Origin of the sequence: Bdellovibrio svalbardensis, from assembly GCF_029531655.1 — a bacterium.
In the GTDB taxonomy this organism is placed as follows: Bacteria; Bdellovibrionota; Bdellovibrionia; order Bdellovibrionales; family Bdellovibrionaceae; genus Bdellovibrio; species Bdellovibrio svalbardensis.
The window spans coordinates 419,915-433,031 of record NZ_JANRMI010000002.1; the positions used below are offsets into that span (position 1 = coordinate 419,915).

The window sequence follows — 13,117 nt, forward strand, 5'->3', positions numbered from 1 at the left end:
AGGCCAATCCTGAGTTGATCAGTTCTTCTTTACGTGCAAACGAACGAACCTCTCCAGAACCCCTATCGGTCGGAAAGGTCAGAAGATTTACGGACTTAAGACCAACATGATTAGAATTTCTTTTCGGTTAATGTGAGAACAGGCATACTGATCCTGTGAAAAAACGTGGATTATCAATAAGATACAAAATTCTTCTGTTATTAACTTCGATTCCTTTGATCACGCTGACAGCCTATTTAATCTTGGCGTTGAAGATTTTTGAGGACGACAAAATTGCCTATGTGTTCGATTCAACGAGCAGCATGTCTGGCACCATGGCGACTCAAATTAAGACACAGTTGAATGGCATACTCAGTACGACAAAGCCTATCTTCCAGGAATACCTGCTACAGCAGAAGTTCACCTCTGTTGCAGAATCAATTTTCCGCAATGAATACAATATTGAAACCATTGCGGTCTTCAAACCTTCGTCGACGGGGGCTTATGAGCGAGCCACAGTTCTCGAGAAGGTTCCAGATGGTGCAACTCAAACTATTAACTCGCTGGGCGGAAAGTTCTCTTCCTACATGTTGGAAGCTGATGCCGTTGGGCGCGTAGTTAAAGTTCCCTTCCAAGATGATCGTGTTTTGATCTTTGAAAAAGTCAGCAATGAAGCGAAAACGCGCAATACGATTTTTGTGGTCGTTGTGAAAATGAGTGAAGTCGCTGAGATGTTCCGTGCGGTGACTTCACAAAAGATGTATTTGATTTCTCAGGATGGCACAGTGCTGTTTGGCCCTGAAGAGATGCCGGGTCAGAAGTTACAAACTGTTGTTAATCCTAAGTTCCTTAAGGAAGCGGGCAGTAAGGTAGCACAAGGGGCAGAAACTGATAAAGCCGCTGATGGTACTGAGTTGCTGGTTTCATTTGCCAAAGCAGGTTTTGGCGATTTGTCGGTCGTGACGACTGTGGAAAAATCAAAAGCTTTGGGTGCTGTGCAAATTCTTATTAGAAAATCTTTGATTTTCTTCGGGATCTTGATTTCTTTGACAGTGATCATCAGTCTTTTTGCTTCAAGTGGTTTGACGCATGCACTGACGGATCTGTTTGCCGCGACTAAAAAAGTCGCGGAAGGCGATTTCAATATTCGTGTCAAAGTGGACTCAAACGATGAAGTGGGCAGTTTGGCTGATAACTTCAACATCATGGCGGCAGAAGTCTCTCGTTTGATGGATCAAACGGCGGAAAAAGCGCGTATGGAATCAGAGTTGCAAACCGCGAAGACGGTGCAAGAGACGCTGTTCCCTGAAACTCGTGCAAAGATTGGCCCCTTGTCGATTGCAGGGTACTACGAGCCAGCCAGTGAGTGTGGTGGTGACTGGTGGCATTACTGTAAGATCGGCAACAAAATATTCCTTTGGATTGGAGATGCGACAGGGCATGGTGCTCCGGCGGCTTTGATCACGAGTGCGGCGAAATCAGCTTCCACAATTATCGAAAGCTTAAACACCACGCCGGCAAAAGCATTGGAACTTTTGAATCGTTCTATTTATGACGTGTCTAAGGGACGCATCATGATGACATTCTTCGTGGCTTCTTTTGATCTTGATTCGGGGGAGCTTGTTTATTGCAATGCTTCTCATGAGGCGCCTTTCCTGATGAAAAAAACCGAAGGTGCGCTGAAGAAGAAAGATTTGATTCCGTTAAATGAAGTGAATAATCCCAGATTGGGGCAGTCACGCGATTCAAAATATGAAGAGACCAGCGTGAAGTTAAATGCCGGGGATTCAGTTTTCTTCTATACTGACGGAATACCCGACATTCAAAATCCCAACAAGGCAGCTTGGGGGGAGCGTGAATTTATCAAGGCCTTGATTGCAGCCAACAAGGATTGTCCTAAGGTGTCTGATGCCGTCGACAAATTTGTGGTAAGCTTTCAGGACTATCGCCAAAGCGCTCCTTTGGTCGATGACGTGACCTTTTTTGTAGTAAAACATGATGGTATAATTTAAATTTATGAGAGTTTTTTAGGGAGACATTCGGATGGGTAAACTCGACGTAAAAATTGAAAAAGCAGCAGATAAATTGGTCGTGCAAATGGCCGGAACTATCGATGAAGACGTGGATTTTTCTCAATTCAATTTGGCAGGGAATCCAGCCGTGGAAGTTGAATTGTCTAACATCAAAAGTATCAATTCATGTGGTATTCGTGAGTGGATCAAATGGATCGGCACGGCGGGCTCCGCAGCGGTGACTTTTAATAATTGCCCTAAAGTTATCGTCGATCAGATCAATATGGTTGATGGCTTTCTACCGGCTACTGGCAGGGTTCAATCATTCTTTGTTCCTTACTATAACGACGATGCGGGTTCTGAAAAGAACGTCTTGTTCCGTTATGGGACAGAATTTTCTGATGGTGGCGTGACTCCTCCCGCTGCAGTTAAAGACGACGATGGTAACGAGATGGAAATGGACGTGATTGAGTCCAAGTACTTCAAGTTCCTTAACAAGAAATAATCTGTTCGCCGATATGAACTCAACAAAAGTCTAGTTTTTGAAGCGGGTTCCCGATCATGGGCCCGCTTTTTTCTATTTGTCCTTAATATATCGCTATTTAGAGCCGACAAGGGACTAAGTGGAAGATAGTAAGTCGAAGATCCTTATTCTTGAAGACGATGAGACACTCGGTTTAGCGCTGAAGGAAATTTTCAGTCGCGACGGGCATCATGTCTATTTGGCTGCGCGCCCAGACGAGGCGTTCGCTGTTCTTTCGTCAAATCAAATTGATTTCCTTTTCTGTGACTGTCTTCTGCCACAAATGACAGGCCTGGATTTTGTCGAGAAGGCTCGCCAAAATCATCCTCAGGCGCGCTTCAAAGTTATTTTGATGAGCGGTATTTACACTGACAAACAGTTTATCCAGGAAGCCACTCAGAAAACGCAGGCCATTGCCTTTTTGCGCAAGCCATTTGAGATGGCAGAGGTTTTAAAGCTTGTAGTTAAAAAAGATGATGGCCCGAAAAAAGAAGAGGCCAGCGCTCGCAAGCTGCTCTATCAAATGTTCGCCAATCCCAAGGTGACCAGTCGTCAAAAAAGAAAAGTGATTGAGTCCATTGAAGAAGTGAGTGGTTTCGATTTGCCATTCTTGTATTCGCTTTTGGTTGAAACCAAGAGTAGTGGCTATCTGAATATTTATAATTCTGACGGTACGGTCTCTGGGATCTCATTCTGCAATGGAAATATCGTGGGCGTTGACGTTGACGACAAGACGACCTTCCTGGGCGAAATGTTGATTCAAAGCGGTTACGCGACCCCGGAGGATGTGCAGACAGCTCTTCGCGACAAGAACAACCGCCGTATTGGTAACTTCCTTATTCAAAACAACCAGCTCAGTCCGCATGCTTTCGATTTGATCCTGATGGAGCAAATGAACATTCGCCTGGTGCGTACGATCGTGGATCAAAAAATCCGCGTGAACTTTGCCTCTGCAGAAGTGGATATGATGAACCCAAGTATCGATGCCGATACTTTGTCTTTCTATCTGCATGATTGGATTGCTTCGAAGATCACTGTGAATTGGTTGAAGCCTTTGTATATTATGTGGGCGGGAAATGTGATCGTGAAAAGTCCGACTTATCGCGAAGATCACCCGGCTTTACAAATGTCGTTGATCAAAGCCCTCGATGGCTTGTCGACTCGTCTGAATAATCAAATGAGTCTGAATCAACTTCTGGATGTTAAAGGTTACAACGAGTTGGCAGTGTACAATGCGATTCACTTCCTTTTAACGAAGGGCTTGATTGTCTTTGCCGCAAAAACGGCTTTCGCGTCTCCGCAGGAGCAGCTCAATGCCTTAAAGAAAATTTGGGCTGAACTTGAAGGTAAAAATGGTTTCCAAGTTGTGAGTTATCTTGAAAGCAGTATGGGAGCTGGAAATCCAGACAGTATGCTTGAAGAGTTTCTGACTTTGCTTGGGGATGAGCCCGTGGATATGAAGTCTGAAGGTCACGGTTTGTGGAAGAAAATCAAGAAGGTGGCTGAGGAAGCGGTTAATATGGCTCACGACACCAAACAGATTGATCAATTCCGTCAAGCCAGCCAGCGCTCTGAGGCTGAAGGTAAGATGCGTGCTGGAACTTTGATGGAAGAAGTGAAGAAGTCTTTGCAGATGAATCAATTTGCCAAAGCCATGGAAAATTTGATCGAAGTTACAAAGTTGAATCCGCAAACTCATCAACTGCATATCTACAGTTCGTGGGCTAAGTTGGGGATGGCAAATGATCCAGCGAAGAAGCCCGCACTTCTTAAGGAAGTGGAATTGGAGCTTTTACAAGTTCCTCCGGATGAGCGTTATGACGTGTTGTTCCCATTCGTGATCGGTCTGTTTAATAAGACCAAAGGTGACTTGGTGGGAGCTCGTAAATCATTTGAGAAGAGTATGGCGATGGATTCTTCGTTCATTCCAGCTCGTCGTGAGTTGTCTATGCTGACCGCTCAAAGCAAGAAGCAAGACGTTTTCAATATGGACCTGAAAGAAATGGTCTCGGGATTCTTTAAGAAGAAATAGTTTTTTGTAATATCCTGTTAGTGAAAATATCCCCACACTTGTTCTATAGTTCATTTTGCAATCGACGACCTTTGCCTAGAATAAACATTTAAAGATTTACTATTCTTGCTGTTCACTCTTGGGTTTGCTTATCTTTAGGTAGGGCAGCTCAGGAGGCCAAATGAAATTCATTCTGACCTTTTCAATAATTATTCTTCTGCAGTGTCAGGCCGTTGCTGACTGGAAGTTTGGAGTTAGTGCCGGCGCGAGCCCCAATTATTTGGTAAGTCTCAAAGGCAATGGTGTTTCTTCTGGTGCCGCTTATAGCATCGAGTATGAGCTCAAGTATGGAAGTGGAGCGGACTTTGGGGTTGATCTTTGGAATACACCCCAAGACTCCTGGGGGTTCATTAGTGGACTGCAATATGGAGCTGACAGAGAGCTTAAATCGGGGACGGCCAATGGGGTTGTGTTAAACGTTGGCACTTCTGTATCAAAATATCAGACTCATTATGTTTACCTAGGAACTGCATATCGGTGGTCATCTTTCTATATTCCTTTGGCAGTTAGTTATGGCTTTACGCACTTTACCCCCGCCCCCAGTTCTTTAAATGCAGGGCAAATTATCATTACCGAAAATGGCCCCGGGGTTCAATTGGGTGTTGGCTGGTTTATCGGAGAGCATATAGTCATTGAATATGTCGGTAGAGCTGTGACAACTGCGATGAATGTCACAGCTGGAGCAGATTCTGAGAAGACGAAGGGGATGATTTCTTCGGCGCTCCTTAATCTTAAATTGCTGTATTAATGAAACTGAAGAAGCAAAGCAATACCGGCGCTGCTTTGCTTCTTAAATTCAAAGTAAAGCCTTCATCAAATTTGTCAGTAGAAAATAATAAAACGAGATTATGAAAAATGAAAACCCACAATTCGTCAGAATTGTGGGTGAGAGTAAGGTTTTGCCAATAATTTTCTTAGAATTGCCAGTGGGCAGCGGCTGTCAAATCCAGTTGAAGGTCTTCTTTGCTTGCGGCGGGATCATATTTGTACTGGCTCAAAGCAGCGCCGTATTTTAAGTACCAGTTGGCTTTTGGCGATAGCTTCTTATAGGCATCGGCCCCAAGCCGGTAGGCGCTTTTAACTTTAAAGTTGCTACCTGATGAGCTTGGGAAGTATTGAAGTTTAACTTCTGACCAGCTCATCAGTCTTGCCAATGTTCTTTGTGTGGGTTGTTTCTGCCAGAAGGCGCCAAGTCCAAACATAGTGGCGCTGTCGCTTTCGGCCCTGACCATTTGAATTGGCAAGCTCAAGCCCCAAGTTTCATCGACCATATTGAAGCCAGCTTTAGCTCTCCAAAGAAGTTCTAGAGTCGTCAGATCCACTTTGGCGTAGTCGTCTTTGCTGGTTAAATGCTGCTGGTGATCTAGAGCCAAGCCCCAGTGGAAGCGACTCCATGAAGAGTTGACGGCAAGGAAGTTTTCAATCCACCACTGACCGCCAAAGTTTGCAGAGAATAAACCGGAAGGAAGTTGATAGCGTCCTCCCAAGTACAAAGCATAAGGGGCTCCGCGTTCTGTGTCGTAACTCACGACATAATTGTTTTCACCGGCTTTCACGTTGAGATAACGTCTTCCTTCACCTGAAGGAATTCCAGTTAAGGACCAGCGCAGGCCATTGCCTTGTTGTTCAAGGCGGGCCTTTTCATCTTGAGCGTCAGGGGAGATTTGTCCTTCCGCTGGCGGAGTTACCTGCAGTGCCAAAGATGAGGCGTAAGTTTTTGATGCTGATTTTGCACCAACATAGGGGCGGAAGCTTTCTTGAGGAAGAGGCCCTTTGATGTTGAATTCCTGGCGCATTGGAATATCGCCTTCACCCTTGAGATAAACGATAGGGCGTTCTTTCGGAAGTGCGATCTGCCACTCTGTCGCAGAGATTTTTCTGACTTTTTTCTCATCAGCAGGCTCGGCTCCAGAGGCTGTCAGGATCAGGCTGTTCCCATTTTCAACCACATCTTTGAAATCGACATCATTTCTGCGTGTTTCGATTTCCAGGAAGGAACCGGATTGCGTTTGTCCTCTGAAGTTAACCGCTTCACTGCGATCATTCAGATAGATGATCCCCTGATTGCCAACTGTGGCGCCGTTGATTTCAACATGGGCTTCCTTTTTATTCAGATTGCGGGGTTTTACCGCCAGCTGACCTTTTTGTGAAGAAAGGTAAAGCTCTTTGGAGCAAAGATAAAGTCGAGTGCCTTCTGTTTCACGGTAGATACAGAATACCATGAAGGGGAGGTATCTCATGTCATCAACAATTTTCGAGTCAACATTGGTGGAAAATGAAGCGATGTCAGAACGAAGATTTTCACGGCCTTCCATCGGGGTGCCGCGAGAAATTTTAACGGTCTCTTTATCCAGTTCGGTTGCTAAAATAGCTTTGCCAGTATTGTTTTTGATGGCCAATTGGCCTTCCTTCAAAAGACCCGCGGGCCAAGTGAAGCGAATGCGGTACTGGTTCTTTTTCTCAGCGGGTTCCAGGGAAAATGTCACTTGTGTGGAGTCGATAAGAATATCGCCAACGGAAAGACGATCTTCATCCCATAAAGAATATTCGAAACGCTGTGGCAGTACTTGCAAGTTGTTTTTGTCAGCTTGAAAGTGAAGAGGTTTGAGATCGCTTTTCGGCTTTTGCTGAGCAAGCGCCGTCAGCGGAAGAAGGAAAGCAAGTACAGTAAAAAGTTTCATCAGAGAAGCTCCTTCGTTATTTCTTCAGCATTTTTATGGGCCATGATCGCTCGGATCACCGCCAGTGAGGTGGTGATCTTGGAAAGGAAGTCAGCATTGTGTGCGATCACCAGTCGGCGAGGATGACCCGCCCAGGCATCTTTAATTCGTGTATTTAAGTCCCAAGCTTCCTCGAAGCTTTCCGTGCGAATGGGATTTGAAGAATCATAGAAATCAAGCGAGGCCGTATCCAAATGAATAACCCAGTCATAACGAGCCAGCTCAGCTTCGCGGGTGCTAGGGATTTGATTGAAGATGGATCCGGCGCTGGAAGGCCAATAAGCCAAAGCGTCCATGGTGCCTCGGTCGCAAACAATGAGGTTTTTACCACTCATTTCACAAATCATATCTTCGAGTTCATGCTGAATAAAAAAGATCGCACGTTGTGCATGGACAACTCCCTGAGCTTCTTTGTAGCGGGGAAATCCTCCGCGATAGAGAATGCTGGCAGCTTCAGGGACGACGGCGCATTTTTGCCCGAGTTCTTTTTTGAGAGTTTCGATAAGGGTGGTTTTTCCCCCGGAAGGGCCACCTGTAATGGCAACTTTAACTTGTGAATTCATGCATCTAGGATCACAAGGAACCTGTGTCCAGGTCAAAGGAAAAACGGGTTCTTTAAAGCATATAGCGAAGGCGAAAGGCAATCTTGTAGAACCACCGGCTGAACCATGAAGAATTGAAGTCAGCCTCGCTAACGGGACGTGAGTTCTGAAGATCAGTCTCCCATTGAGTCAGCATATTTGTCAGGCTTTCGCTGTCTTGGAAGCGGGCTATCACTTCTAGGTCATGTAACAAACTTCGATGGTTGAGGTTGAATGAACCAATATAGACACTGTTATCTACGATCATGGTTTTGGCATGCAGAATGGTTTTTTGATATTCAAAGATAGGCATGCGGCTATGTAAAAGAAAGCGAACCAGGCTGAAGGCCGCCCATTTTACTAAAGGGACATCCGACTTACCAGGCAGGATCAGTTTGACATCAACGCCTCTTTCCGCAGCTTTCAATAAGACTTTTAAAAGCGAGCGCTTGGGAAGAAAGTAAGCCGTCGTGATGTAAATCCGAGAGTCTGCTTTGCTGAGTAGGCGTAGTAAGTCACGATAGAGCGTGCGTCGCATTTTTTGCGTGGTGTTCAATTGTAGCGCTGTTGAAAAGGATGAGTGAGGTATTCTCCAGCGTCCTACCCAAGTAAGAATTCCGCGATAAACTGTCCGCAGGTAAGTGATTTGAGATGCGATGACAAGTTTTTTGATGGCGGAGCCTTCGACGCGAACACCGGTGTCTCGCCATGCCTTGCTGCCAACATATTTGGAGTGGTGCACTTCAATAAAGTTCAAGCTTCCCAGATAGGCGACTTGTTCATCGATAATGACGATCTTGCGATGATTGCGACGATTCATGCGACTGAGAAAGCTGGTGAACCTAAAATCACGATATCGAGGCCACTTTCTTGCAAGGCTGCTGAAGTAAGGCATCGGGTGAAAGACCCGCATCTCGAAGCCCGAGGAATTGCAAATTTTTGTAAGTTCAGGAATGTAATTGTAAGAACCAAATCCGTCGACGATCAACTTGACGGAACAGCCGCGCTGGCGGGCTCTTTCTAGTTCTTTGAGCAGTTCTTGGGTCAATCGATCGATGGCAAAAATATAGCCTTCTATCGTGATGCTTTTTTTGGCATGCCGAAGGTCATTCATCAGACTTTCAAAATAGTCGTCGCCTGTATGAAAAATTTGAACTCGGCTCCATGAATCCATATTGCTGCATTGTTCAATAAATAATTAAAAAAGTCGACAGCAAAGGAAACGCGAGGGCAAACTCTATGACATGACATTGAACAAATTGAATCTTATGAAAACTTTGACAGGAAGTCTTTTGGGCATCATGTGCTGGGGAGCGGCATTCGCTCACGCATCAGTCCCATCAGGAAAAACAACCGTAGTTTATTTTGGAACGCAAAATAAGGACGACTTCGAAAAGAAGATCAAACCTGTTTTTGACAGTCAATCTTGCAAGAACTGCGAGCTTGTAAACTACACTCCTTATACAAAGGAAGGCACTGTCGATATGCCAGGTCTTCGTGAAAGAGTGGAGTCTTTGCCTGACACGACCAGTTTTGTTTTCTTTGATTTCAATATGAAAGTGAATGATCAAAACAAGGACCTGGTGGAGCTCTTGAACAAGAAGGCTCAAAAAGGTTTGGTGATTGTGGGATCCGCTGGAGCACCCAAAGCCAATGAGGCTTCGAGCTCTTTGAGTCGCACGGTTCTGGGGCAGGTACAAAATGCCTTGATCATCGGTGAGTTGGGTGAGCGCGATCGCCTTGCGCCAAGTGCTTTCTATGGTCCTGAAATGTTGACGGCGCTTCGTCCTCCAAAAGACAAAATCGGCCAGGGATATAGTCCTTTGATTTTTGCGGCTAATTTGGCGGAGCATTGGTCTAAGCACAATTCGCAAGAATGGACTGAACACTTTAAAAACAAGAAGTCTAAGAGTCGTAAACTTTGGCTTGATCTCAACGACATGTTCTAAACTGGATTCGTTCGGCTCCGGGCGGGGATTTTCGCAAAAACTTTAAATGAGTCTTTGCGCTTCGTTCGGCACGGCATCCTGCCTCATCGTCGCCGGGCTTTGCCCGGTTCGCGCATCCTGCGCCGACGAAGGCCTCTCTTCGGCAAAGCCTCATTTAAAGTTTTTGCGAAAATTTGCTCTGCGACTAAATGATCTGATTTAGTTGGGTGAATTTTTGTTAGCGGCCGGGGAAGACTTCGATGCGGTCTTGGTATTCGGCGGGGATTCGTTGTTGGATTATTTTTTTTACTTCGGTGTCGGAATAGCGGCTGGATAGGTGGATGAGGACTATCTTTTCGCTTTTGATGTCTTGGAGTCTTGGGATGATTTCATCTAAATGAGTGTGGCCCCATTGGCGGGCGGCTTCGATGGTCTTTCTGCTGTCCAGGTAAGTGGCTTCCATTAATAGAATTTTTGAGTCTCGGACCCAGGGCCTTGAGTTGAGGAATTCTATTTGGGTGTCGCCGGTAAAACTCACCACGGGGATGTGTTGGAGTTCGTTGACCTCGTGGCCTTGGCGTTTCAAATCGACGATTTCATCCTGTGACAGGCCTTGAAGTTCTGCTTTAAGTTTTTTGTGGATCTCAAAGACTGTGTAGCCGAAAGAGTCTACGCGGTGAGTGGTTGGGAAGACCTTCACGTAGGTTTGGGCATTGAGGTAGATTTCATCGTCGGCTTCAACTCCGATGAACTCGTACTTGTATTGGTGGCCTTCGATTTTTTCCCAGATCTTCATGATTTGATCCAAGGGTTCAACCAAGGATTTGGGCATATAGAACTTGCCGGCCTCTTGGGAGGTCATGGCTTTTTGGGAAATGATATAGGGTACACCAGCGGCATGGTCCAGATGGCCATGGCTGATAAAGAAATTTTTCAAATTTAAAAGGTACGGATAACCTTGGGCCACATCGAAGCTGAGAGACAACTCCGGCATGGCGATGGCGGTGCGAATTCCTGATAGGGAAAGGCCGTGGAATTTATATTTTTGGTAACTCCAGGATTCTCCGGCCTTCACTGACATGATTTTCTCCGCTTAAGAACAAACTAAGTACATTGAGCAACGAGGTCGTGACCGATCCACGCGACAGGAGCTTTTGGCTTCCAAGAGTCATGAAGCATCACATAACCGCAAGACTTAAAGACCACTTCACTCAAAACAGCTGTGATCAATTGTTTTTCGTCCTTGTGCATGGCGAACAAATGATCAGAGCTGGTTAGCATGTATTCCATTTGCTCTTTGCCGGAGTTTTGAGGCCACGCTTCGAACTTGCTGTAGGCAAGAGTCAGGTCATTAGTTAAGTAGTCATCTGTAAATTTGATGATTTGCTCGAAAGTCACATCATCCTTCAAAAGGGCTTTGCAATCAGCAAGAACCTTCTCTGTATGTTTTTTGTCTGCGCCGTCTTTTTGAAGAGCTGCAAGCAAAGGATAAAGTGATACTTCAACACCTTGGAAGATTGAGCTGGAGTTCGTAAGGATCTCTGGGCAATTGTAAACGCAGGTATTGATACCCTGTTTGCTGAATTGCTCGGACAACTTTTCCAAGTCCATTTTTGCCCAGCCTTGGAAGTAAGGTGTGTAGGTTTGCCATTTGTAAGCACCGCGAATCAAGACTTCAGTTCCATGGTAGCCGTAGGCTGTGTAAGCCACATGTCCACCCTGCGCTTCCAATTTTTTACGGAGGGGTGCTGAAATTTCAACCAAATGGCGGAAGGTTTCAGAAGTCACTTCGACGAAGTTTTTCAAGCAAAGCTGACCAATTTCAGAATCGAACAAAGCTTTTGATGGAATATGACGATCGCCAGTCCCTTTGAATGTACGGTTCAGCAAAGGCATGATGATTTTAGTGCGGGGAACGCCACCAGCCATCAAATGAGCGAAAACAACATTGGCCCCAGCAGGAATGTATTGCTCAAGTTCCTTCATGAACAATTCTGTGTTCTTTTTGAAGCGAACTACGCTGTTCTTTTGAGACTCTTCAACAGACTTCCAATCAATCTTTGTGTCTTGCCATTCGCCAAGCTTAACATCTTTCAAAAGATCACAAGGAGTCACGCCTTTGGAGTCGGGCTCCATGTCGAAACCCGCTTCAAGGGGAACATTGATGAAAGGCTTAGGGATGTTTTCTGTTTCCTCAGCTGTCAAAGCGCGAAGGCTGCCGTCTTTTTCGCGACGACCCACTGTGGCGCGAACGATTGTCATGCCGCGATGTTCAGCTTCTTCGACCAAACCATTGGCATAACCGCGAGAGAAAAGCTCACCAAATAGCACAAGGACATCGCCTTTTTTGTAAGGAGCCAAAGCTGGTTTGCCGCGAAGTGGGAAGAGTTGCGTCATAAAATGAACCTCATACTTACACTCCAGCAAGGCCGGAGTAGGGAATGTTAAGCGGCTATAGTCGTCCGCTCTGAATCTACGGTCAACTTTTGACTCCGTTAGTCTCAGTATATACTCTGAAAAAGGAGGATTTAAATGCGAGTTGTAAGCATGGTTCCGTCATGGACGGAGACCCTTTTGAAAGCAGGCGTCAATGTTGTTGGACGCACGCGCTATTGCATTCATCCTCCCAAGCTTATCACCAATATTCCCATCGTGGGCGGAACCAAAGACGTTTCGTGGGATTTGGTTGCGGATTTAAAGCCTGATTTGGTGCTGTTGGATCAAGAGGAGAACCCCCTTGAAATGGCTGAAGAGTGTCCAGTGCCATACTTTGCAACCCATGTGAACTCTTTGGAGTCTTTGCAAAAAGAGCTAGTCCGTCTTGGTGAGCACTTTGAAAATGCTCATCTCTTGGAGTTGTCCGTACAATGTTTGGATATTCTTGAGGCACCCACGCCAAAATGGGATTCAAAAAAAATTCCAGGCTTCATGGAATGGGTCAAAATGCCAACGGGGAGTGCTCACAAGGTTGTCTATCTTATCTGGCGCAAGCCCTGGATGGCGGCGAGTAAAGAAACTTATATCGGTTCCGTGTTAAAAAAGCTTGGAGCAGAGATCGTCGAGTTTCCAGAAGGGGAAAAGTATCCTGTGCTGGAAATCGAAGATTATCCCGAAGCACTTTTTCTGTATTCGTCGGAACCTTATCCGTTTGCTAAGAAAATATCCGATCTAAAATCGCTCGGTGTCGATGGGGCCATCGTTAACGGAGAATCTTATTCTTGGTTTGGCGAGCGCAGTATCGAATTCCTAAAAAATGAATTGTTAAAATCCAGGTAGAGTTAACGCTGCGAGCCTCAAAAAGGT

11 protein-coding genes are annotated in these 13,117 nt (G+C 45.5%); 6 read left to right on the plus strand and 5 right to left on the minus strand.

All coding sequences use genetic code 11. The features are described from left to right. The first annotated feature begins 155 nt into the window (after positions 1-155). The 4 genes from NWE73_RS07270 (at position 156) to NWE73_RS07285 (ending at position 5,333) form a co-directional block, all read left to right on the plus strand. Positions 156-1,991 (plus strand): SpoIIE family protein phosphatase, encoded by a 1,836-nt coding sequence (locus NWE73_RS07270; protein WP_277577636.1) that lies wholly within the window; start codon positions 156-158, stop codon positions 1,989-1,991. Positions 1,992-2,022: 31 nt separating this feature from the next. Beyond that, complete coding sequence (locus NWE73_RS07275; RefSeq protein WP_277577637.1) at positions 2,023-2,496, plus strand: hypothetical protein; 474 nt, start codon at positions 2,023-2,025, stop codon at positions 2,494-2,496. Between the two features lie 118 nt (positions 2,497-2,614). Beyond that, the gene (locus tag NWE73_RS07280; RefSeq protein ID WP_277577638.1) at positions 2,615-4,546 is read left to right on the plus strand and encodes a response regulator; all 1,932 of its coding nucleotides are present in this window, start codon (positions 2,615-2,617) and stop codon (positions 4,544-4,546) included. 160 nt (positions 4,547-4,706) lie between these two features. Then, a complete protein-coding gene (locus tag NWE73_RS07285) occupies positions 4,707-5,333 on the plus strand; it encodes a hypothetical protein (RefSeq protein ID WP_277577639.1) in 627 nt (208 codons plus the stop codon). Positions 5,334-5,499: 166 nt separating this feature from the next. Here NWE73_RS07285 and NWE73_RS07290 read toward each other — a convergent pair whose 3' ends face one another. The 3 genes from NWE73_RS07290 to NWE73_RS07300 are packed head-to-tail and all read right to left on the minus strand — an operon-like array spanning position 5,500 to position 9,060. Then, positions 5,500-7,266 carry a hypothetical protein gene (locus tag NWE73_RS07290; protein ID WP_277577640.1) on the minus strand — a complete coding sequence of 589 codons (1,767 nt, stop codon included), beginning with the start codon at positions 7,264-7,266 and terminating at the stop codon, positions 5,500-5,502. Then, on the minus strand, positions 7,266-7,868 hold the full coding sequence (locus NWE73_RS07295; protein ID WP_277577641.1) for an ATP/GTP-binding protein: 603 nt from the start codon (positions 7,866-7,868) through the stop codon (positions 7,266-7,268). Before NWE73_RS07295 ends, NWE73_RS07290 begins: the two co-directional genes overlap by 1 nt. A gap of 52 nt (positions 7,869-7,920) precedes the next feature. After that, on the minus strand, positions 7,921-9,060 hold the full coding sequence (locus NWE73_RS07300; protein WP_277577642.1) for a phospholipase D-like domain-containing protein: 1,140 nt from the start codon (positions 9,058-9,060) through the stop codon (positions 7,921-7,923). Between the two features lie 70 nt (positions 9,061-9,130). Here NWE73_RS07300 and NWE73_RS07305 point away from each other — a divergent pair, with 70 nt between their 5' ends. Further along, entirely contained in the window at positions 9,131-9,835 is a 705-nt protein-coding gene (locus tag NWE73_RS07305) for a hypothetical protein (RefSeq protein WP_277577643.1), read from the plus strand. A gap of 217 nt (positions 9,836-10,052) precedes the next feature. Here the strand turns inward: NWE73_RS07305 and NWE73_RS07310 are convergent, their stop codons facing one another. Together NWE73_RS07310 and NWE73_RS07315 are read right to left on the minus strand one after the other, a co-directional pair. Continuing rightward, positions 10,053-10,895: an MBL fold metallo-hydrolase gene (locus NWE73_RS07310; protein WP_277577644.1), complete on the minus strand. Its 843-nt coding sequence runs from the start codon at positions 10,893-10,895 to the stop codon at positions 10,053-10,055. Between the two features lie 23 nt (positions 10,896-10,918). Continuing rightward, complete coding sequence (locus NWE73_RS07315; RefSeq protein WP_277577645.1) at positions 10,919-12,211, minus strand: enoyl ACP reductase FabMG family protein; 1,293 nt, start codon at positions 12,209-12,211, stop codon at positions 10,919-10,921. 135 nt (positions 12,212-12,346) lie between these two features. Here NWE73_RS07315 and NWE73_RS07320 point away from each other — a divergent pair, with 135 nt between their 5' ends. Then, positions 12,347-13,090, plus strand: a complete 744-nt coding sequence (locus NWE73_RS07320; RefSeq protein ID WP_277577646.1) for a helical backbone metal receptor — start codon at positions 12,347-12,349, stop codon at positions 13,088-13,090. Positions 13,091-13,117 lie beyond the last annotated feature (27 nt).

Excerpts from the sequence above, each read along its gene's own strand:
- NWE73_RS07275 (WP_277577637.1), top strand. The coding sequence starts at position 2,023 with ATGGGTAAACTCGACGTAAAAATTGAAAAAGCAGCAGATAAATTGGTC.
- NWE73_RS07285 (WP_277577639.1), top strand. The coding sequence starts at position 4,707 with ATGAAATTCATTCTGACCTTTTCAATAATTATTCTTCTGCAGTGTCAG.
- NWE73_RS07290 (WP_277577640.1), bottom strand. The coding sequence starts at position 7,266 with ATGAAACTTTTTACTGTACTTGCTTTCCTTCTTCCGCTGACGGCGCTT.
- NWE73_RS07295 (WP_277577641.1), bottom strand. The coding sequence starts at position 7,868 with ATGAATTCACAAGTTAAAGTTGCCATTACAGGTGGCCCTTCCGGGGGA.
- NWE73_RS07300 (WP_277577642.1), bottom strand. The coding sequence starts at position 9,060 with ATGGATTCATGGAGCCGAGTTCAAATTTTTCATACAGGCGACGACTAT.
- NWE73_RS07305 (WP_277577643.1), top strand. The coding sequence starts at position 9,131 with ATGACATTGAACAAATTGAATCTTATGAAAACTTTGACAGGAAGTCTT.
- NWE73_RS07310 (WP_277577644.1), bottom strand. The coding sequence starts at position 10,895 with ATGTCAGTGAAGGCCGGAGAATCCTGGAGTTACCAAAAATATAAATTC.
- NWE73_RS07315 (WP_277577645.1), bottom strand. The coding sequence starts at position 12,211 with ATGACGCAACTCTTCCCACTTCGCGGCAAACCAGCTTTGGCTCCTTAC.
- NWE73_RS07320 (WP_277577646.1), top strand. The coding sequence starts at position 12,347 with ATGCGAGTTGTAAGCATGGTTCCGTCATGGACGGAGACCCTTTTGAAA.